Source organism: Vibrio porteresiae DSM 19223 (assembly GCF_024347055.1).
Lineage (GTDB): Bacteria > Pseudomonadota > Gammaproteobacteria > Enterobacterales > Vibrionaceae > Vibrio > Vibrio porteresiae.
Genome location: NZ_AP024895.1, coordinates 2,183,110 through 2,203,614 on the forward strand (window position 1 = coordinate 2,183,110; position 20,505 = coordinate 2,203,614).

At 42.6% G+C, this 20,505-nt stretch carries 18 protein-coding genes; 5 read left to right on the forward strand and 13 right to left on the reverse strand.

The features are described from left to right. Positions 1-96: 96 nt before the first annotated feature. Positions 97-957 (reverse strand): DMT family transporter, encoded by an 861-nt coding sequence (locus OCV11_RS09850; RefSeq protein WP_261892686.1) that lies wholly within the window; start codon positions 955-957, stop codon positions 97-99. 416 nt (positions 958-1,373) lie between these two features. Between OCV11_RS09850 and OCV11_RS09855 the strand changes: the two genes are divergently transcribed. The 3 genes from OCV11_RS09855 to OCV11_RS09865 all read left to right on the forward strand — a co-directional run bounded on the left by OCV11_RS09855 (position 1,374) and on the right by OCV11_RS09865 (position 3,874). Next, positions 1,374-2,294, forward strand: a complete 921-nt coding sequence (locus OCV11_RS09855) for a LysR substrate-binding domain-containing protein (RefSeq protein WP_261892687.1) — start codon at positions 1,374-1,376, stop codon at positions 2,292-2,294. Positions 2,295-2,310: 16 nt separating this feature from the next. Further along, positions 2,311-2,436: a hypothetical protein gene (locus tag OCV11_RS09860; protein ID WP_261892688.1), complete on the forward strand. Its 126-nt coding sequence runs from the start codon at positions 2,311-2,313 to the stop codon at positions 2,434-2,436. Positions 2,437-2,659: 223 nt separating this feature from the next. Beyond that, positions 2,660-3,874: a YecA family protein gene (locus OCV11_RS09865; RefSeq protein WP_261892689.1), complete on the forward strand. Its 1,215-nt coding sequence runs from the start codon at positions 2,660-2,662 to the stop codon at positions 3,872-3,874. A 156-nt stretch (positions 3,875-4,030) separates the two neighbouring features. Here OCV11_RS09865 and OCV11_RS09870 read toward each other — a convergent pair whose 3' ends face one another. The 3 genes from OCV11_RS09870 to OCV11_RS09880 form a co-directional block, all read right to left on the reverse strand. Then, entirely contained in the window at positions 4,031-4,894 is an 864-nt protein-coding gene (locus OCV11_RS09870) for a glycosyltransferase (RefSeq protein ID WP_261892690.1), read from the reverse strand. Then, entirely contained in the window at positions 4,884-6,248 is a 1,365-nt protein-coding gene (locus OCV11_RS09875) for a putative O-glycosylation ligase, exosortase A system-associated (protein WP_261892691.1), read from the reverse strand. Before OCV11_RS09875 ends, OCV11_RS09870 begins: the two co-directional genes overlap by 11 nt. Before the next feature lie 92 nt (positions 6,249-6,340). Then, the gene (locus OCV11_RS09880) at positions 6,341-7,474 is read right to left on the reverse strand and encodes a glycosyltransferase (protein WP_261892692.1); all 1,134 of its coding nucleotides are present in this window, start codon (positions 7,472-7,474) and stop codon (positions 6,341-6,343) included. A gap of 154 nt (positions 7,475-7,628) precedes the next feature. Between OCV11_RS09880 and OCV11_RS09885 the strand changes: the two genes are divergently transcribed. Both OCV11_RS09885 and OCV11_RS09890 read left to right on the forward strand, forming a co-directional pair. Next, positions 7,629-8,657, forward strand: coding sequence for a GHMP family kinase ATP-binding protein (locus tag OCV11_RS09885; RefSeq protein WP_261892693.1), 1,029 nt, complete (start codon positions 7,629-7,631; stop codon positions 8,655-8,657). A 49-nt stretch (positions 8,658-8,706) separates the two neighbouring features. Continuing rightward, positions 8,707-9,465, forward strand: coding sequence for a nucleotidyltransferase family protein (locus tag OCV11_RS09890; protein ID WP_261892694.1), 759 nt, complete (start codon positions 8,707-8,709; stop codon positions 9,463-9,465). Here OCV11_RS09890 and OCV11_RS09895 read toward each other — a convergent pair. The 9 genes from OCV11_RS09895 to OCV11_RS09935 all read right to left on the reverse strand — a co-directional run bounded on the left by OCV11_RS09895 (position 9,458) and on the right by OCV11_RS09935 (position 20,221). Continuing rightward, positions 9,458-10,318, reverse strand: coding sequence for a polysaccharide pyruvyl transferase family protein (locus tag OCV11_RS09895; protein ID WP_261892695.1), 861 nt, complete (start codon positions 10,316-10,318; stop codon positions 9,458-9,460). The two genes, OCV11_RS09890 and OCV11_RS09895, sit on opposite strands and share 8 nt — an antisense overlap. A 41-nt stretch (positions 10,319-10,359) precedes the next feature. Continuing rightward, positions 10,360-11,841: an oligosaccharide flippase family protein gene (locus OCV11_RS09900; protein WP_261892696.1), complete on the reverse strand. Its 1,482-nt coding sequence runs from the start codon at positions 11,839-11,841 to the stop codon at positions 10,360-10,362. A gap of 7 nt (positions 11,842-11,848) precedes the next feature. Then, entirely contained in the window at positions 11,849-12,754 is a 906-nt protein-coding gene (locus OCV11_RS09905; RefSeq protein ID WP_261892697.1) for a glycosyltransferase family 8 protein, read from the reverse strand. Beyond that, positions 12,751-13,773: a glycosyltransferase family 2 protein gene (locus tag OCV11_RS09910; RefSeq protein WP_261892698.1), complete on the reverse strand. Its 1,023-nt coding sequence runs from the start codon at positions 13,771-13,773 to the stop codon at positions 12,751-12,753. The genes OCV11_RS09905 and OCV11_RS09910 overlap by 4 nt, the downstream gene beginning before the upstream one ends. 112 nt (positions 13,774-13,885) lie before the next feature. Further along, positions 13,886-14,776, reverse strand: coding sequence for a polysaccharide pyruvyl transferase family protein (locus OCV11_RS09915; protein WP_261892699.1), 891 nt, complete (start codon positions 14,774-14,776; stop codon positions 13,886-13,888). A 10-nt stretch (positions 14,777-14,786) separates the two neighbouring features. Next, positions 14,787-15,794 carry a polysaccharide deacetylase family protein gene (locus OCV11_RS09920; protein WP_261892700.1) on the reverse strand — a complete coding sequence of 336 codons (1,008 nt, stop codon included), beginning with the start codon at positions 15,792-15,794 and terminating at the stop codon, positions 14,787-14,789. Next, positions 15,794-17,551: an arsenate reductase/protein-tyrosine-phosphatase family protein gene (locus OCV11_RS09925; RefSeq protein WP_261892701.1), complete on the reverse strand. Its 1,758-nt coding sequence runs from the start codon at positions 17,549-17,551 to the stop codon at positions 15,794-15,796. Before OCV11_RS09925 ends, OCV11_RS09920 begins: the two co-directional genes overlap by 1 nt. 38 nt (positions 17,552-17,589) lie before the next feature. Further along, a complete protein-coding gene (locus OCV11_RS09930) occupies positions 17,590-19,086 on the reverse strand; it encodes an oligosaccharide flippase family protein (RefSeq protein ID WP_261892702.1) in 1,497 nt (498 codons plus the stop codon). A gap of 28 nt (positions 19,087-19,114) precedes the next feature. Continuing rightward, positions 19,115-20,221 (reverse strand): GNAT family N-acetyltransferase, encoded by a 1,107-nt coding sequence (locus OCV11_RS09935; RefSeq protein WP_261892703.1) that lies wholly within the window; start codon positions 20,219-20,221, stop codon positions 19,115-19,117. Positions 20,222-20,505: the final 284 nt, after the last annotated feature.

Sequence of the window (20,505 nt, forward strand, 5' to 3'; positions counted from 1 at the left end):
TCTGTCTAGTTTTACTTAACCACTAAAAGTCTGACGCTATGATTCGAAGTAACTTTATCACCAGCGTGCCTTCATTAATGACAGAATATTCAGCAATCAACATCTTCTATACAGCAACACCGATATTAAAATCATTAATGAACCCAATATAGTCATCGATGGCATTGGAGTATTGAACACTAAGTAGTCAAATATCATAGTGACTATCGGGACAAAATAAAAAAGACTACTAACCTTATTAACCGAACCTTGCCTAATCATATAAAAAAGCAAGAGTAATGCACCGGTTGATACCACCGTAATCATCCAAAATAATGAAACAACAAATGATAGGTTCCATGTAACATCCCAACCACTAAAGTAAACAACCAAAACAAATACTATAGATGCTAGAGCATTCTGTACTAAAGCAGAGTCTAATGGATTGACTTCGATTTTCTTTTGATATGCTGAACCAACTGTAATTGCTAGCACGGCACAAGTTGCAAACGCTAACCCTGACCAACTGAAACTACTAAAATCTTTAGAACCAAATAAGGCAATGAATAGACCTAAAAATGCTATAAGCAGAAATAATACGCCATTTATTTTGATTCGCTCTCCACTAAAGATCGGAGTGATAAGAGGTTGCAACCCTAAAACCAAGGCCACTAATCCCACAGAAAGATCGTGTTGAATAGAAAGAAAATAAAATGACTGATATAAAACTTGTAGAAATAATCCATTCAAACATAACACCATCACATTTTTTTTACTTAATGAACTCTCCTGTCTATTAGATTCATTTTTTATTTTTAAAAAAATATAGATTATAAGAATAAGTACAAATGCACCTAACGACCTTAGTGTTAGAAAAGACCAGACAGATGATGAATCTAGACCTGTTTTGACAAAAAATGCACCACTGCTCCACATACATAGAAAAATAAATGGTGCTACATTTACCAAATTAATCATCTGCCATTTCACCTTTTCAATTCCATTCATTAATGATGAAACGTTCACTTAATTCACGCTGGTCTAATAAGTAACGTTTTAACTCTGTAGATTTTAGATAGATAGTAGAAATATAATATCTAGTTCATTTATCTTATGCCATGATTATGCCTACTAGAACTATTATAAAATGGATAGATTTCCCGCCCACTCCAAAAAAATTTAAAACATTAATTACTTCTCTTTGGGAATACCATTTAAATATTCGATTTCTTTACTTAGATCCCCGTACATAGCAAGGTCTCTTTTGCCAACAATTCTTGTACTCATATCTGTCTCCACACTTTATTTCCATTTTTTATATAGATATCACGGAAACACTAATCGTAAAAATTAATAATCAAGATAATTAATATCACAAAACGAGATAAGACCCGATGAACTTAGATACGTCAATCTTAAGGACATTTGTAACAGTTGCCGAACTAAAGAGCTTTTCAAAGGCTTCCACAAGACTCAATCGAGTTCAATCAGCCGTTAGCCAACAAATACAAAAGCTCGAAATGCAAATTGGGCATAAGTTATTTGATAGAACCACTTCTATGGTAGAGCTGACTGTGAAAGGAGAATTATTTTTACCATATGCCATTCAAATCTTGGATATTAATGACAAATCTATAGCTATGATGGCCGAAAACCTGCCTAAAGGGAGAGTAAAAGTTGGCACATCGGACACATATGCCAGCTGTTTTTTTTCTGAATTATTAAGAAGATGTGCAGAAACATATCCAGAAATTGAAATTGAAATTCAATGTGGCTATAGCGGCGACATATGGGAAAAATATGAACAAGGTAAACTCGATTTAGTTCTAACCCAAGGATGTCCTACTCACATCAATCATGAGGTTATACATATAGAACCATTACAATGGGTATGTTCACCAACATCCTATGTTTATAAAAAGCACCCTGTCCCTTTAGCTTTATTTTCAAAAGGATGTGGAGATAGAGAAATTGCATTAGATGCATTAAACCGAGCAGGAATTTTATTTGATGTTAATTTCAGCAGCACCAGTCACACCGGTATTATCGCGGCAGTAAAATCTGGATGTTGTGTTTCAGTAGTACTCGAAAGTACAATCACTGATAAATTTCGAGTCCTAGGTAACAGTGATGGATATCCTTCATTACCAAACCTTGAACTCTCCATTGCTTATCGAAATAGCGACAAAAATAGCCCAAGCTACTTATTTTCAAAAATAATAAGAGATTATTTTCATCATAGACATACTGAACAATCACCTCTAAAAACATCACAACAGAATACAGAAGAAGTATTAGAACCGTTGTATAAGTGAGAATATTTGGGATGTAATGCAACGGCTAGGCAATACTGCACAAAAAACCATTGAACAACGCCAGCTAACCTGGGATTCCAACGCCGCCACCATCGTCCATTTACTGGCTGCCCACGCTGGCAAATCGTCTTATGCGCAATAACTTTTGCAATGTAGAGTCCGCCAATAAAACCAACGCCTCATTCGAGGCGTTGGTTTTATTGGGTTGAGCTGTTTTTAGCTTGGTTTTGGACAAAAATGAGCTAGGAAATCTGATTGAACTGACACTTTAAAATAATGTGTTTTCACAAATGATATGAATTTTGTGTTTATCTCTATTAAATTTATATTAAACTGATTACATTGCAATTCTTTTTGGGGGTACTATGTCAGCTATTTTTATTGATAATTTTTCTAATCCTTTAGGTAATGTACAGCGGTGGAATGAACGAAAAGGTTGGATACAGACGCCGTTAATTTCAGGAATCAATACTAAAGATTTAACTAATGATTTAGATAAGAATGCCATAAGAAAATTATTCTGCTGTCTTTTTTTATTCGATACGATTTTTGTTAAATATCAGGATTATGAAAAAATAATAAAAATATTAGGAGCAGACAACACCATAGAACTCATAAGTTCTGAATCGTTAAAAATCATACTAGATTACGGTGAGTTTACCAGTGATTTTTCTCAAAATCACTTTAATTTAAATCATCTAGGTTATCTGGTTGGGAAAACCCAAAAGCATTTTAACTTTAAAAACCTAAAACATTTCAATGTAAAAAAACAAAATTACTGGAGATACATTACTGATAATAATTCAATTGAAATAAATTATGAAAAGTCCATTTTAAATAGTATGAATTTAATCAATAATGAAATTTTATCAGATCTAAAAAATGAAAGCATGGCGACTGCAATGAATATAGGTAAAGATGGTTTTGCATCACCAATTGACCACCTAAAAGCATTGAGAGTAAGTAATGTTTTTAATGGATTACTAATTCAAAAGGCCGTAGGTGCTGAAAACATTATTCAAGACGAATACTCAGTAAAATATATGAGTTTTAAATTTTTTCTTGATAATAACAACAAATTTATTGACTCTTTCGAAAGTGTACTAAACCGTAAAGGAATTCCTGACTTTTACGATTTATTTAAGAAGGGAGCATTAACGATTAAAGATGTTTTAAATATTAGAGATAAGTCAATCGCATGTGAATTTAGGAAATGGATTAAATCCATAGATTATAATGAAGACGATTTTTACAAAGAACTATTAAATTCAACTTCTTCAAGCTCGCTCTCAAAAATAACAAGATTTCTGTACCCAAACATAATTGGAGCATTTAATCCATTATTAGGGATTGCTGCATCATTCTCTGATTCATTCATCTTAGATAGAATATATAAAAACTGGCATCCCAACATTTTTTTAGATGATATTTTATCAAAGAAAATCATTAAAATTGAAGGTGATTATGAAAAGATGATTAAAAGAAAAGAAATTAAAAAATATTTCAATTCAGTAAATAGAAATGACAAGTGTCCTTGTGGGAGTGGTAAAAAATTTAAAAACTGTCATGGTAATATATAGTTATTAGATAATTAAATATATGAAACATGATAACTAAAATAGTTCTCGTTGATATTGTTAATTCAGGATGTCAGATATACATATCTCAAATTGAAATGGGGCATTAATGAGTTGCCCCATAACTCACTCCGCCCACTCCTCACTCAAATGCTCAAACTAACTTCCCGCCGACCGCCTCCCTTCCCTTCGAATTGCTCGAGCGGCGATGAGATCAAACAGCACGTTTGAGCTGAGCCAGCGGATTGGAAGAGTATCAATTTGTGAGGCGTATTTGGGCATGACGGCGAGGCCATCGCGTTTTAGCTTTGGCACAATGTTGCTTTGCTGCATGTGGCGTTTTGAGTAACGAACGCGGCGGCGTAAGTAGAGTTTGATGTCCTGCCAGCGCCACGGGTTGAGAGGCTCGTAGTTAAATACGGCGTCGGTACACACGCCGATATTCTCCAGCGGTGTATCTTTGCCACTGCACAAATCGGTGGCGGTAAGAAAGCCCAACATGCTGTCATCCCCTATCAGTCCCGTTGGTAAACGGACGTTGTTCGCCACAATCCGCTGAATATACCGTGGGGAAAGCAGATAGAGATTGCCGGTAAATTGATGTTCACGCAGCAGCGCAGTGCGCCACGCTTGCGCACTGCGCCCTTTCAGACACGGGAAGCTGGACACTGCCAAAAAATGCGGGTTGTTTAGGTGGTAATCCACCAGTTGAGCAATGGCGAGTTCGGCAAAGGTCAGGTCGCCATCGGCAAACACCGCAATCGACTCACCATCATAATATTGATGGACGAAGGTGTTCCACGCGTTGGATTTATCCCCCAGAGTAATTTCAATGGGATAAACATTGAGGTATCGCTTGGCAAACTCACTAACGACGCTAAGAGTGTGATCACGACAGCCATTGATCATCACATAAACCTGCACGGGGTACTCACCGCAACTGGTCAATAAACTGTTGAGCGAATCGGCAATGGTCGACTGTAAATTGTAAGCAAAAACGCAGACTTGAATATTAGGCTTCATGATGCACCCCATTAGCCATTGATGCCGATTGATGTTCTGCTGGGTGTCCCGTTGGGTGTGTTGTTTTCTCGTTCGCAACGCTCTGTTTCATGACTTGGTCGAGGCACACCACCACCGCCAAAATGGCATAAAACATCTCTAGATACGCCAGCGATAGCGCGGCTCCTGAGACACAATAAGCCAGAATGGAAATTTTGGTCATTCCCGCCAATAAGCATTGCCAACTCTCCTTGCCCGCTGACTTAGCGAAATAGCGTTCGATGGAGGAAAGCCGCAGAAAGGCTAAGAGGATAAACAGCAAAAACCAGAACAGCCCAAGGAAGCCTTGGTCGCCCAAGACCTGAAAATAGATGCTGTGCGCTGCCCACCCTTTATCGCCAGGTGGCGGTGTGCGAATAAAATCGAACTTATCGATATCCACCGCTAACATGCGCCACACGTAACTCACTTGCGGGCCTTTGAATCCACCGCCGATCAATGGTCGATCAAGTGCCATCAAGGTATGGATTTTCCACGAGTTAACCCGAGTTGTGAATGAGCCATCGGCCATCGCATTATCGATGGTGTCCATGCGGTTATACCAACTCTGAGGTAAGAAATTGTACGCCAGCGTCGCAGCCAAAATGAGCACGAAGATACTGCGAATTTTGTGGCGACTTTTGAGCCAGAAGTAACCCAAGATGATGGTCAGCCCAATCAAACCACCCCGCGAAAATGTGCCTAATACGGCAATGATGCACATCAGCAGCATCATGCGCAGCCCAAACTTAATCAGCTTCTCTTTGGTTTCCCCAGTGAGATAGATAATAAAGGGGATGGTCATACACATGGCCACCGCCATATGGTTGTTATCGGAAAGAATATTGCCCGAAGGACCATTAATTCTATGCCCACCAGCAGAGGCAATAAATTTTAAACCTTCGACAAATCCCATAAAACCGATAGAAAGGACAAAGACCCACAGAAATAAGTTGAAATGGTGTCTCTTTCTTAAGATTAAACTGATAAAAATAAATAATAAGATCGCTTTGGAAAAATCAATCAAATCTATTTTTACAATAATTGCTGGTGCTAAAGCAAAGATACTGGTTAAACAGGTATGCAAGAAAAATATGATCACTACAAAAAAAACGGGATTTATTTTAAAAGCTGGCTTACCTCGATAAATGAGATAACCAATAATAGTCGTGGCGGCAAATATACTGTTGTAGCTAATATGTGATGCAAATCCATATAACCAATAGACTGGCACAAATAATCCACTCCACAACCATAACGAAACGGCAATAAATGGTCGACGAAGTGAGAAAAAAAACAATATTAAGAAGGCTAAGAAAAAAATCAGGTCGCGCATCTAATCACCCTTATCCTGATTATCAATCTCAAGTGACTGTTTTACGACATAAATGAGCAACGCTAAACAGCCCAAGAAAAGTATTCCTTCAATCACTGTCCATCTCTCTCTAAATAAAGGGCTTGGTATGCCGCCACCATTTGGTTTTGGCTAAACCGCTGCTCGATTTGCTGGCGGGCTTTTTGCCCCATGGTTTCCCGTAATTCTCGATGGCGGTACAGCTCAATCAGCCCGTTTACGTAGCCATCATGGTCGCCACTGGCGACCGATAATCCCGTTTCATTGTCGATAATCACTTCACCAATCCCCCCCACCTTGGTGACTAAGTGGGGAATCGCCATCGACATCGACTCAATCAAAGTCATGGGGATGCCTTCGGCGAAGGACGACATAAGAAACACGTCAAACTCTTTATAGTAATCAATCACTTCCGTTTTAGATCCGGTAAAGCATACCCGGTCTTTTAACCAGCTATCTCGGCGTACAAAGCTCTCAAGCTTGGCTCTGTCTGGCCCGTCGCCCACTATCAACAGCACGCAATCCTTCGCGAAATCGCCACTCTTAGCACACGCATCTCGAAACGCTTCCAGTAAAAACGGCTGGTTTTTGATCTGATGTAAGCGCGCCACATGACCAAACACGCATTTGTCTTGGCAAAAGGATAGATGATGCTGCGCATCTCGTGCAGATTTCACGTAATGCTGGGTGTCCACCCCATTGATGATTAACGACACTTTGCGCTGTGGGATACGCACATCATGGATAAGCCATTGATGTAAATCGGCTGAAACCGCCACAATATGATGCGTGACCATGCTGGTCACACGGCGCAGCCAACGGTATTTCTGCACCGTACCATGTGGGTCGTAACTGTCACGTCCATGTTCTGCATGAATTCGCTGTGGCACGCCAACTAACCAAGCCACCCACTGATATTCCATAGTGGCTAAATTATAGGTATGGATCACATCTGGATGTAATTTATTGAGTAATTTATAAAGTCGAAAATAAATACCAATATCATTACCATCTTTTTTATCGAGAGAATAACACTCCACTGGAATGTCTATCTCAGAATAAAAATCACCTATTTTAGTAAGTGAGACAATCACGTGACAAAAATTATCATTTTTGAGATTGTTTATACAATTTACGATAATCCTTTCCAAACCACCCACATCGAAACTATATACTAGATGGCAAATGCGTATTTTTTTCTCAGACATAGTGTAATTATAAATTCCACATTAAGCGCCTTGGTGAAATAAGGCAGGAATAAGAATACTTTAATTCAATTAACACTATAGTAGAAATAAAAAATGCTTTTCTCTCAATAAATCAGATTATTTTTTCCTTAGACAGTGAAAAAGGTTTGTCAATATGATTGTTAGATCGCGCTCACCCCTTCGTCTCGGATTAGCTGGCGGCGGAACCGACATTTCGCCTTACTGTGATACCTACGGTGGTTCCGTTTTAAACGCGACCATTAATATGTACGCTAACTGCACCATTGAGTTAGTGCCAGATGAACAAGGGATCACGTTTATTGCGCAAGATATTCAGCAGCAATTTCACACGCCGTTGGCATCCCATATTCCACTGTCTGGCGAGTTGATGCTCCACAAAGCGGTCTATAACCGCATTGTGCGTGACTACAACGACAATCAACCCATCGCGATGAAAGTCTATACGTTTTCCGATGCGCCTCCGGGCTGCGGGCTGGGCTCCTCATCTACTATGGTGGTCACCATCCTAAGTGCTTATAAAGAGCTACTGAAATTGCCACTGAGTGAATACGATGTGGCGAAAATGGCTTACGAAATCGAAAGGATTGACTGCGGTTTCTCCGGCGGGAAACAGGATCAATACGCGACGACGTTTGGCGGATTCAATTACATGGAGTTTTACGAATGTGATCGAGTTATCGTCAACCCACTGCGTATTCGTGACAGCATTATCAACGAGTTAGAAAGTCAGATGATTCTCTATTTCACTGGCGTGTCTCGCTCTTCCGCGAAAATCATCGATGAGCAGATCAAAGGAACGAAAGTGCCTAACAGCAGCTCTCTCGATGCGATGCACCAAGTTAAGCGCCTCTCTTATGCAATGAAAGAGTGTTTATTGAAATCGGATATCGACGGCATGTCGACCCTGTTTAAAGAAGCGTGGTTGGCGAAAAAAGGCATGTCGAGTTCGATCTCTACCGCGAGTATCGATGACCTTGAAGATCGCGTGCTTTCCGCTGGCGCGAAATCAATGAAAATCACCGGTGCTGGCGGCGGCGGTTTTATCATGCTGTTTGTTGATCCGATTCATCGCTTAACCGTGGAGAAAACCCTCAAAGCGCTGGATGGACGTATTCAACCATTTCATTTTACTCAACAAGGAACCCAATCATGGACGGTGTAAACCGCTGGGTGGTTCGCTTGGTTGACCCCATGCTGCGAGGCGTTTTTTAATGGTGACACCACATTCTGTCACGGCCATTATTTTGTGTGGCGGCATGGGGACTCGTCTTCATGCCATCACCAAAGACCAAACCGCCAAACCTATGGTCGACGTGGCGGGCAAACCGTTTTTGCAATATCTGCTCGATTATTGCCTAAGCCAAGGCATTACTCAGGTGGTGATGGCCGTGGGTCATCATCGTGATGTCATCATGGCGCACTTTGGTCATCGCTATGGCAAGTTGTCGATTGAGTATTCCATTGAGGAATCGCCACTAGGAACAGGTGGTGCGTTGAAACAAGCCATGCAGCAACCACTGGCGCAAACAGCGGATCTTATTTTGGCGTTGAACGGTGATAGTTTTATCGCTTATGACCTCAACACCATGACAGCGCTGCTTGATGACCATCATGCCCAATTGGTGATGGCATTACGCCCTTTGGAAAATACCGGGCGTTATGGTCGCGTCACTATGGATGCAGACCAAAAGCTCACTGGGTTTGAAGAGAAAAAAGGCGGGTGTCCTGGGACCATTAACAGCGGCGTTTATCTGCTGCGTTCATCGCTCATCGAGTCGCTCCCAAGCGCCAGCGTCTTCTCCTTTGAAACCGACTTTTTGGAAAAAGAGATTGGCACGGCACCATTTTATGGCAGCTTGGTCAGTAGCTATTTCATCGATATCGGTACGCCAAGCGATTATAAACAAGCTCAAACCGACTTTGTGAGTAAGATATATAATCAGCAAATACTACCCTCAGCACTCAATTAGTTACACTCGAAAAAAATCTTTCATAACAGTCGGTTACTCGCCCTAGATTACTTCTAAACACAGCATCTGAACTAAGTTGTGGTATTCCATGCTTAATGATTTTATTTAGTTGTAAACGCACAGTTTTTTCCTTAACACCAGTAATCAAACGTTTGCTTATGCGATTGTCTGATGATGGCCATAAACTCATCAGCTTAATTGGATGGTACTCGAGGCCAATGGTACTGCACCAATCATTCCATTTAAACGTGTTGATCTTTTCAGCGCTACTCACCGCAATCCAGGGAATACGTAGTGCGTCTGCAACTATAGCGCCATGCATCGCTTCTGCAATCACCCATTTACAAGAGAGTAAATCGTCCATCACTTGTTGGTATGAGCGTCTTGGGTCAATATACTTAAGTCCCAAATCTTGACACGCTCGCTCCCAAAGTCGATTAGCCACCCCATGGTGCGGCACATACCCCACTCTGCTTTCAATCACGTTATAAATGTGATCATTATTAGCAAGAAGAATAGCTGGGTCGGTAATAACCTGATGACTATCTAGCCCTAGCTTTTTAGCCGTTAAATGTCCTCGAACGAATTTCACATCCCATCTTTCATTGATCAACGCAGGTTGCCCATATCCATACCCGGCTCCCAATAGGATTTTCGTCCCTTGCGCAGGAACGAGCTCGTTCAAAATGGTGCCAATGGCAACCACAAGGGTGTCATTCGCACTGACGTCATATTGGTTATCGACATTGAGAAAAACATTGCCCTGAAATTGCTTTCCGAGACGACGTTGAATCAAGACTTCATTTAAATCATCTCCAAAATTACCCGGAGTCACGCGAAATATTTTGACCATGCTAAATACCTATTCTGCCAAGAAAATCATGGTTGGATTGGTTAAGACTGCACGCGATGCTTAAATGCTATCAACATCGGGTGAATGAATGTTTTATACAAGAAGTCATACTCATCACTGAATTGCTTAACATAATAGATGAGCAACAAAGTAGAACTACAATACACTAAGGCACCACCAATAATACTCATTGCCAAATTGACTAAAGAAATAGAGCTGATATTGAACGAGTGTATTAGAAACAGAAGCAGTAACATGCAAGCTGAACTCAATAAAATAGGGATCAATAAGATAACCGTTTTAAACAAAGAAAGGGACATGATACGGTTCAACACCCCAAATAAAATGAGTAACATTAAATAGGCAATGTACATTCGATAGAGAGCAAAATCATAAAGATTGACCGATGATATTCCGACAACAATGATCAGAAACACAATTGATGTAAAAGATTCATAGTAAAACTGCTTTTTTACTTCGCCTAGTAAGGTAAAAACATCAGTTAGGACCCCGGCTAAAATACCAGAAAATGTCATCACCAAAAAAGTTTGAAATAGAGGAATTGCCTCAACCCATTGCGGACCAAACACTGCTGGTACAATACTATCTGCGAGATAGACACCGCCAAACACGATTGGCAAATAAAGACAGCACAACACCACTATCGATTTATAAACCTTATCTAACAGTTGTTTCTTATCATTGACATAACCAGAAAGACTTGGATAAAGCACCTTGTTTATTGGTGTAATCACAAACTGTTGTGCCGTCACCGAGGCTTCATTAGCAAAATTATATAAACCTAATTCTGTCACTGAATAGCATTTTGCGATAATAATTTTATCAAAGGCTACTTTAATATAATTTATCACCCCTTTTAAAAGAACCCATTTGGAAAATTGCCACTGTTCGCCTATGTTACCCAAGACTAAGGTTAACTTTCTTCGAACAATGAATTGGCTGCCAAAGGAATACAACCCATTGTAGACTAGTGTGCCTATCACGATCGCCCAGTACGATTGAAAAACAATCGCAATAACAACGGATGTTGTGCTCGATATAGACTTAGTAACAATTTCTAAAATGGATAGCTGACCATAATCTAGATTTTTCTCCTTAAGATTAATTGCAGGGCTTTGTAAACCAATGAAAATGGCGCTTAACGACATAACTTTTAATACCAACGCCATTTCAGGTATTTGCATATACTCTGCCACCCATTCTGAACTTAAAAAAATCAGCACCGCAATCACAGAACGTGAGATAAAATTAATGGTCCATGCTGCATTAATATCGTGATCGGAAATCTTATTTTTACGGATTAAATATTGATTACTTCCCACATTAGACAACACATTAAAAAAACCTTGTACGATATAACAGCCGGCTAAAACACCGAAATCATACTTGCTCAAGTTACGTGCCAAAATAATGATACTGATCGCTGAAAGCAATCGGGAGTACCAAGATACGCAGAGCAGTAACATCGACGCTTTCAATATTTTAAGTGTTGCTACATGCATGTTTACTTTAAACTCCTTTAATATTAGATAGTTGAATAAAACTCTCTTTTCCAAGTAATACTCTTAAGCGCTTTTTGATTAGCGTATAGAATGATTTATCCGGTGGAGTAAACTCACGCCAAGGAGTAAGCTCCAAATATTCAAAATACTTACGTTGATAAGGATGATTGCACGAATAAAACCAAGGGCGTGCTAGTCCATTAAAGTGAATAATTTTGGCGTCACGCCGAATGCGATCTAACTCTTGATCCCCTAATTTACGGTAATCGGTGCGGCGAAAATAAGGGGTAATCACATTGTAGATAGAATCGAGCACCACTCGGTCGCGATAGAATACGCCGTTGAGTGCATCTTGGTCGGGATTCAACGCAATATCTTGGTTTTTAATCAGAAAATCGAGCAGCTGATCGCGGCAATGTTCGGTGCGCCAACGGGCGACATTAAACAGCAGAACCCCCGAATTAAAGTAACCGTATTCCAGTGGTAAGTGACAACGGTTATGGCTATCAGCAAAAGGAATATCTACCGCACCAACCACAAAGTCTTGCGCGTTATCAGTAAACAACTCCTCAATGGAATCGACCACTAGGGTATCCACATCAAGATAGAGCACACGCTCCACATCCGGCGCAAAAAACTCATCAACCCATAAACGCAGATAGATGTTTTTGCGATAGCCGCCAATTTGCGGGAATGGCTCGAGCGCCTCTTCAGCAAACTCCACCAGCTTAAGCGTGCCATTGGTAAAAGCATCAACACATTGGTGCAATCTCACTTGGCTAAGTTCACTCAACCCCATAGCGGCCACCGTGATCGCAAATTCAGACTGAGGATTATTTTTTAACAGTGAGACAATACACACCCCACAATGCTGAGCGAAATTCTCATCTGTCGTAAGCAAAATATGATTCATTGATCTTCCTTCCTATGTGCGTTGGCGTGATTCATTCGATTACCCAGCCATGCCTGCCACCACACTTTGACCATGCTTGGGGATAAACGCCAACTTAGCGCCTGCCTTGCCATCGTTTTGGCTAACGAGAAATTGCCAAGTCGCAGCGCTTCTTCTGCAATTCGTCCTGCCGCATAACTGCCATGAGTGGTCGCAAAGCGAGTCAATCGCTGATTAGGGCTTTCCGTTACGAACTTGTTGAAGATATAGATTCTCGCTAGCTGTTTATGGAACAGGCTCATTTGAGTGGTGACGTTATTTCGTTTTTTTGGATTGGGGATGTGATGAAGACTGACCACTTTGTCGTAATAGAACATATGCGAAGCATGGCTCATTAAACGGTGGAATAGCTCGAAATCTTCTTCATAATCCAAAGCTTGGCAAAAGCCGCCATAGCGTTGGAGTAATTCCGTTTGATAAAGCGTGATGTTGAGGTGCGCAAATCCGCCATGCTGATAGAAGTACTCTGGCGCCACTTCGTAAAACCCCTCCTCTCCCACAGGTTGTGATTCACCAATGAGAGACTCGCGATCAAACCAATGCTCGCGCATGACCGAGCGATCTGTACGAAGCGCCTGCTGGTCAGCAAACACCATGGCCGGTCGATAGCGCTGCAATACTGGCAGAAGCGACGCCAAATAATCGGGATCAATCCACTCGTCATCATCATCACAAAAAGTGACATAGTCACCGCGAGCATAAGCGATACCGACATTGCGCGCGACCGAAGGGCCGAGGCCAATCGCTTTTTGGGTACAGAGATCGACATAATCGATGCGATGCTCAATCATATCGAACAGTTGGCAGTAGTGAGCCTGATTCTCCAGTGATGATCCATTATTCACCACGATCACCTGAACGTCGGTCGCGGACTGCTCAAGCACTCGACATGCAGCTCGGTACGCCAAATCCGGTCGATTACAGGTGGCAATAATAACGGATACGGCAATGTTCGATGGTGTTGCACTGGTGGTGGTCATAAACGGCGCTTCTCTCTGTTAATCCACTCTCGATAAATGAACTCTCTCACTCTCTACTCTCCACAATCGAAAAAATCGTTCTCTGCGATTGCTCTTGCTCTCGCTCGGCGGTTTAGAACTCTTCACTCAATGAGTCATCACAATGGATAGCGTTACCAATGCGATGCTCTTCGCTAAAGATCAGTGGCTTCACTTGTGCCAGCTTATCGAGTAGCTGCTCTTGTTTACTCACCAAAGGTTGCGCATCGCTTAACTGAAAATGACCTTTTTTCAACAACTTGAGTAACTGGCTTTTCAGTTGTTTCTCTTTGACAAAATTAATCGCTTTGGATTTTAAGCCCGGGCGAATCTGGTTCCAGTAGGCGGGCAACTGCGTTAAATGCGCATCGATATTGAGTGAGCTAAACCAATCCTGCCATTTGAACGGCAAAATTTCTGGAGAAGTATTGACCGCCAGCCATGGCACTCGATAAGAGTCGGCAATGATCGCACCATGCATCGCAGAGGTGATGAGTTTGCTGCTCGCGACAATCTCTTTGAGTATCTTGTCTTCTTCATCGGAAGGCGAAATATAGTGCCACCCGATGACCTCTTCAATAAAGCGCCGATAGCGCTCAGAGTCGATGCCAATATGAGGCATAAATGAAATCGGATACTGGTGAACTACCTCTTGTGGGCGAAGACGACTGATAAGAATCCCCGGATCAGAGATAGCCATTTGCTCTCCCAACCCTAAGGCATTAGCACTTAACTTGCCGCGCACAAAATGAATGTTCCAGCGTGATGGGTCTACCTTACCACCATTACCATAGCCAACTCCGCTACCTAGTACATGGGTAATGCTCGCTTTAGGGAGTTTGTCATTGAGAACCGTGCCAATCCCAACTAACAAAATGTCATCAGAATAGCAGCGAAAATCTTCGTCAAATATCTCCTGCCAAAACCAATGATTGAATTCATCACCAATATTTTTCGTTGGGCATGGATGCACATAAACTTGCATAGTTACAATCTCATAAAATGGAAGAGGTTGATGGCAAACTTAACTTTGAAGGCACACTGGATTGCGAAGACGCAATCAGCTTCGAAGGCAAGATCGTTTGACCATGAAACTCATCAGTAAACATCTGTATATAACGCTCAATCGTTTGCAGAAAGTGAGCAACGTCTTGCTCCGAACGCGTGTAAGGAGTTAAGCCAAACTTCGAGGTCGGAGAGTGAAAGGACAAAATAAAATCTTGCTGACCAATCGCCAATTGAGCCTTCGTCACTTGTCGCATTTGTTGTGCGGTAAAGCCTTCAGGGGACAAGCGATAACGCTTCACCCGCAGAAACTTACTGGCGAGACGAAGCCAACGGTGCTGTTGAATCCAAGTGAATGTTGGCGGACGGCGGTTGAGGTAATCGCGCAGCGGTGCCAGCACGGCCAAAATCGAGCTGGTGTGCGGCAAATAGGTCAGCTCATTTTGTTCAAAACGATGGCTAGAATAGTGGCTAAAATCAGGCCCTTGCTGATGGCGAAAATCACAGTAAGCGCTGATACTGAGATCGACTTGATACCCTAACGCTTTGATGATCTTTTGCGTATTTGGCCCAACCCCATAGCGCCCCGCCAAATAGGTTTTAGGCCGCACACCTGAGACTTGTTCAATCGTTTCAGTCAGCACCTTGAGTTTTTCATATTCAAGCTTATAGCTAAGGTTACCTGGGTAGGACGCCTCATTAGCCACTTCATCTTGATCATCTTCAAAGGGAGGGTTAACCCAAGGATGCAAATGCGTGGCAAATTCAACGCTCTGCCCATGCTGGGCTCGGTAGCGATTCACGACCTTTTGTCCGCCCATACTGGTAATAAAGGGATAATCCATCGCTAAGGTAATTTTGCCGCCCAATTCAATAATGCGGTCCATCACCTTTATCAAGTGGTCGGCGTGCGTGACAGCGGTATTCGAGCGATAAAACCCACCATCCCAATCAAACTCTTCTTCAGCATGAATCACGATCGCAAGTTGAGTTGCCATTACTGCACTGCTCCTTTATACACATTCAGTAGCCCAGCCACTGAATTCGCAATCTTGGTATAACAATCCACAACATTGTCACTGCCACGGCCGTAAGGATCGTCAATATCCACCAAGTTAGGGAATTGATTATCGAGCAAATCTGCAGCGCAAAAAGCGTGGTTAACTTGATAATAGGCACTGAGCTTGCCTAGATTCTGCTGGTCAAAATAGATCACAATATCGGTGTCGTGGATATCATATTGGCTCAGCCATTTTGACTGATGCGTAGTAAGGTCTTCACCTAATGTGAGAGCCGCTTGAGACGCCACATCAGGACACGCGCGCTGTTCGATAAGATGAAAACCAAAAGAGTCCCAATCGAGAGGAATGCGTTGCAAAGCAGCTTGGTCATGAAAACAGGCCGCCGCAAAAGGGCTGCGCATAATGTTGCCATAACAGACAAAAAGGATGCGCCGTTTAGGATTCTGTTTAAACAGTTTCGCTAAGGTTTGCTGTGCATGATGTCGACGCCAACGCACCACCCAACTGAGCTTACGCACTCTCGCCATCACTAGCGTATCGAGTAGCGAGCACACTTCGGCACGAAACGGCCCCACATCGCGCCATTGCAAGGTATCTATGGTTTCCCGTGGCGTCACCACATTCAAAATTTGCAGCAATCGTTTGATCAGATGCCCCCGAGCACGCCACGCGGTTTGGGTTTTACACAGCTGCTCATACTCTCGTTTTATTTCATAAATATCGGCAGTCAAAGCACGAGCCAAGACGGGAGAATAGTGCAGATACTTACGATCAGGTACGTGATGGGAGACTAAGTAATCGGCATAGAGTTTTGGAAAATCCACTTTGGCATAAATCGCTAAAGGCAGAGATCCCCAAAAACGCGCATTCACTTCCACCAAAATCCAATCTCCCTCTGCGCTGCGACGAAACTCAAACATCGCCACACCAGTGAGGTGCGTGGCTTGGCACATCTTAGCTGTGGCATCCAGTAACGCCTTGTCTAGAGGAATGCTCTTGCGATAAGAGCTGCCCCCGCCAGAGCTGGGTTCAGCCACACGCTCATGAGCAAAAGCAGCATAGACTTCGCCTTCAATAGCAAAAACAGAGAGCCCTTCCCCGTTACCAGCAAAATAGGCTTCAATTAAAAAAGGCTGCTGCTCATCCACTGATTTTCGATAGTCATCAAATTCGGTTTCACTGCGAATAATCGCTACCTTTTGACGCTGGCTTAATTTGGACTCTTCAAAGGACTGCAAGGGTTTGATCACAAAAGGCAATCCATACTGCTGCACTAAATGGGCAAACTGCATCTGTTGTAAACAGTCCACATGACCTTGCGCCGTTGCTACCCCACAGGATTGAGCCACTTGTTTGGTTTTCCATTTATCAAACAGACAATCGAGTGCCTCTTGATTGGCAATGGCGAGTTGAGTGTGCATTGGTAAACGGTCTTTTGCAGACCAAAGGGGATAAATCGCCCTTTCATCACAGGGAATAATCAGGTCAAACTGATAACGTTCGATAAGCGCAAGAACACTCTCTAGCCAATCTTCAGCAGTGAGCGCTTGATAGTTATAAAATTTGGCCGAAGTAATGTATTTACTCGCCAGCGCTGGGCTGGTTTTGTCGTAGCAAACCACATGCACGTCGTAATCTGCAGCGCCTAAACAGCGCACAACAGAGAGAAAACTGCGGGTGTCTTCCCCTAAAACCAAAACAGTTACTCGGCTACCAGTGATGTATTGCTGCATGCTTATCGCTCTCTTCCTAGTTATCTCATCCAACGCCATTAAGACTGACTTGTTACTCGATTTTTAAGCACGGTGTTGCGGACATTCGCCAGTAACTCCAGTACGTATTGATATTCGGGAATCCATGCTTTTGCGCCCCAAATGAGCAGCACCATTAACGGAATAAACATCGCCATGCCCACCACCGCAAGGATCAGCAGATTGAGCAATGGATTAAAAGCCAACGCTGATTTTAATAGCGCCACCACCGCATACATCACGCCACTGGGTAACATTGGCAGCAGTAACACCGCTAAAACTCTTGTCAGTGCCACATGCAAAACCGCCTTGTACACCAACAAAAGCAGCGCAATAAACACCACCACCAAAGCCACACGCGCCAAAGTGTAGGTAGCGAGTAAGGTAATACCTTGCTGATAAAGGAGGGAAAAACTCGCCCCGATAGCCACGATCATGACCACGTCGATCCAAACCAAATAGCTGAGTTTCGACATGTGGGTTAACAAACTTTGCAGCGCAATATTGAGCGGCATAGAGAGCATCAAAAGGCTCAGTAGCCCAAGAACTGGCGCCGCATCGGCCCATTTTTCACCCATCACAACGCTCACAATCTCATCTTGCAGCACATAGATGCCTGCCGCCGAGGGAACGACGAGCAGATAAGCTAACGCCAAATAACGACAGAGCTGATGGGTCAGCGCCTCTTTGTCATCAATTAACTGGGTTAAGCCAGCGTAAAACGAACGCGTAGCGGGAGCGATTAACTCGGAAAAGGGCAACCAAGCAAACTCTTGGCTGACGCGATAAAGCCCCACCGCATTCGAAGGTAAAAACCGCCCTAACAAAAACGCATCAAGCCGAGAGCGTAGATACCCAGTCGTTGTCGATACCACCATCCACTTGGAGAAATGCCACTGCTCAGACCATTGGCGGCTCGACCACTTAGGCCGATATGGATGAATCCAATAGGAGCCTAGTACCGTGATGACTTCACTCATCAAGGTGCCGATAACCAAGGCCCAGTAACTTTTTAGCCACAGCGCCAAACCAATCGTGATAGGAAACACGGTTAATTTCACCAACACCGATAATTGAGTCAGCGGACGATAATTTAATTCACGCTCGTAATTTAATAGGCCCACGTTTTTTAGCGCGCCAATAACAGGAATCACGCTGCAAACCAATAACACATTCGTTAATAGCGGTTCATGGATGAAGTCCGCGACATAAAATGAGAGCAACGCGATAAATAATCCACATCCTAATTTAAGCGCAATATTGAGTGACCACGCACTATTAAGTAATTCGTTGGTGCAAGATTGAGACTTAATTACATATTTATCGGTACCCACTTCCGCTAACATCACAAATAGAGCCATCACAATATTGGCTAACGTAGCGATACCGAAATCGATAGGATTAAGTACTCTAACCAAAATTAACGTGCTAATAATACCGATAAAGCGCGTAATCCATTTAGAAGCTAGGTTCCATAAATAACCGATTGCGATCTTTTTATTTAAGTTTTCTATCATTGCTGTTGCTCACCTAAAGAGCATGAAATTACAGTCGATGTTTCAATTCTCGAGCAAAGTTTTCCACGCTCATAAAGGCGCCAGGATGCCCATAACGAGACACCGCAAGGTTGCCCTCTTGATTAGAAAACGTTGATTTATAGCGCGCCTGCCCACCCATGAAGTCATAGATACTGACCCCTTCGTTAACGGCTTTATTAATCAGCAGATAGTGGGAAACCAACCCAGGCTTAAAGTGCGTACTCTGGTGGCAATAGTTCATCGCGCCTAAATAAAAGTAGACCACACCTCGATAGTGAAAGTTGTAAATGATCCCAATCGTTTCATTACCCGCTCGGATATGGTGCAGTTCAATTTGCCCTGTTGCCATGCCTTTTTGAATCAACTTTTCGTGAAACATAACAAACAGCGGATTAGCCATACCACTGCCACTGTTACTGCTTCCCCACCGCGCCAAATGCAGCGGTTTTGCCAACGTAAATAGAGCGAGCGCCTGTTCAACACTTTTGGCGGTGTCGATAATTACCTCTCCAAGCTGACTATATTCCCGCAAGCTGCGGCTTATACCGTAGCGCGAATTCCGGGATAGATATTGCAAAAGTGTTTGATGTTTAACGCGTAACTCATCCAAATCCAAAAAATAATTGCGCGTTTCCCACACGGTTCGTTCCGCTAAGCCAAAGGCTTTAAGCGCATGAAATTTTTCCGGGATACTGGCTCCCACCACAAAGGTATCATTGGGCGCTAACCAGCCAGTCACACTGGCACACATGGCTTCCCGTATCGCCTCGCTCGACTCATCGGCAATTAAAAAATCGTTGTATTCGATCCAGATTTGGTCCTCTTGCTGGGAACCGGTGCGATGCAAAAAATGCTGTTTGCGCCACCACCGATTCGACAACATGTGGTTTTTGGTGACCACAATGCCCAAGCCGACCGTTTGCCCATTCAACTTGGCTTCGATGAGCGTGAACTCTTTGACAAAGCAGTCAAGCCAAGTGCCAATCCACAGCCAACTTAAGAAAAAATTAGCCGAAGACCGACTTTCCAAATCGATCCACGCACTCGCTAACCAAGCTCTATCCGGATTTTTATACCACTCGACTTGCACACCAAAACGATCCCTAAGGAGCATGACTTATCCTTTCGTTATTACCCGCCACGCTCAATCTCATTGCAGAGAGGTTTGACGCACGCTTCACCGTCTCACCAATGAGATAATGACAAAAATAGTCCCTAATGGGTGACGTATATTGGGTATAAACCAAGTTATTTCTTTGTATCAATACTATATACCCAAATATCAAAACAATAACAGCGTAAGTATTTAAAGTGGTTTAATAATTAAAAAAACATTATAAATATCAATTGTTGAAATCCTTTATAATAAATACCATAGAAATAATTGATTTATCTTCT

Bases quoted from the DNA above. Each gene is read 5' to 3' on its own strand.
- OCV11_RS09875 (WP_261892691.1), bottom strand. From the start codon at position 6,248: ATGCGCGACCTGATTTTTTTCTTAGCCTTCTTAATATTGTTTTTTTTC.
- OCV11_RS09930 (WP_261892702.1), bottom strand. From the start codon at position 19,086: ATGATAGAAAACTTAAATAAAAAGATCGCAATCGGTTATTTATGGAAC.
- OCV11_RS09890 (WP_261892694.1), top strand. From the start codon at position 8,707: ATGGTGACACCACATTCTGTCACGGCCATTATTTTGTGTGGCGGCATG.
- OCV11_RS09860 (WP_261892688.1), top strand. From the start codon at position 2,311: ATGCAACGGCTAGGCAATACTGCACAAAAAACCATTGAACAACGCCAG.
- OCV11_RS09870 (WP_261892690.1), bottom strand. From the start codon at position 4,894: ATGAAGCCTAATATTCAAGTCTGCGTTTTTGCTTACAATTTACAGTCG.
- OCV11_RS09935 (WP_261892703.1), bottom strand. From the start codon at position 20,221: ATGCTCCTTAGGGATCGTTTTGGTGTGCAAGTCGAGTGGTATAAAAAT.
- OCV11_RS09905 (WP_261892697.1), bottom strand. From the start codon at position 12,754: ATGAATCATATTTTGCTTACGACAGATGAGAATTTCGCTCAGCATTGT.
- OCV11_RS09920 (WP_261892700.1), bottom strand. From the start codon at position 15,794: ATGGCAACTCAACTTGCGATCGTGATTCATGCTGAAGAAGAGTTTGAT.
- OCV11_RS09865 (WP_261892689.1), top strand. From the start codon at position 2,660: ATGTCAGCTATTTTTATTGATAATTTTTCTAATCCTTTAGGTAATGTA.
- OCV11_RS09880 (WP_261892692.1), bottom strand. From the start codon at position 7,474: ATGTCTGAGAAAAAAATACGCATTTGCCATCTAGTATATAGTTTCGAT.
- OCV11_RS09895 (WP_261892695.1), bottom strand. From the start codon at position 10,318: ATGGTCAAAATATTTCGCGTGACTCCGGGTAATTTTGGAGATGATTTA.
- OCV11_RS09885 (WP_261892693.1), top strand. From the start codon at position 7,629: ATGATTGTTAGATCGCGCTCACCCCTTCGTCTCGGATTAGCTGGCGGC.
- OCV11_RS09850 (WP_261892686.1), bottom strand. From the start codon at position 957: ATGATTAATTTGGTAAATGTAGCACCATTTATTTTTCTATGTATGTGG.
- OCV11_RS09915 (WP_261892699.1), bottom strand. From the start codon at position 14,776: ATGCAAGTTTATGTGCATCCATGCCCAACGAAAAATATTGGTGATGAA.
- OCV11_RS09925 (WP_261892701.1), bottom strand. From the start codon at position 17,551: ATGCAGCAATACATCACTGGTAGCCGAGTAACTGTTTTGGTTTTAGGG.
- OCV11_RS09900 (WP_261892696.1), bottom strand. From the start codon at position 11,841: ATGCATGTAGCAACACTTAAAATATTGAAAGCGTCGATGTTACTGCTC.
- OCV11_RS09910 (WP_261892698.1), bottom strand. From the start codon at position 13,773: ATGACCACCACCAGTGCAACACCATCGAACATTGCCGTATCCGTTATT.
- OCV11_RS09855 (WP_261892687.1), top strand. From the start codon at position 1,374: ATGAACTTAGATACGTCAATCTTAAGGACATTTGTAACAGTTGCCGAA.